Annotated in this window: 1 protein-coding gene; it reads left to right on the top strand. The window is 65.5% G+C overall.

Annotated features, from left to right (window positions below; translation table 11 throughout):
• A partial coding sequence (locus U858_RS0133455) for an ABC transporter permease subunit (protein WP_029954829.1) occupies positions 1–226 on the top strand: 226 nt, incomplete at both ends.

Here is a 226-nt window from a genome sequence, read left to right as displayed (position 1 = left end):
TATTTCGGCGGCTGGGTCGACAACGCGCTGATGCGCCTGGGCGATACGCTGCTCAGCATTCCCACCATTCTCGTCGCCATCCTGGTCACCGCCGTGTTCCGGCAACTGCTGCCGCCCGGCATGCGTGAAACCCTGTCGTCGGTGATTCTCATCCTGGCGATCTCGATGACCAACTGGGTGCAGTACGCCCGCACCGTGCGCGCCTCGGCGCTGGTCGAGCGCGGCA

This window comes from Achromobacter sp. DH1f (genome assembly GCF_000633435.1).
Taxonomy (GTDB): Bacteria; Pseudomonadota; Gammaproteobacteria; order Burkholderiales; family Burkholderiaceae_B; genus Achromobacter; species Achromobacter deleyi.
Note: the sequence above shows the minus strand (reverse complement) of the source record. Positions and strands in the feature narration are given on the sequence as shown.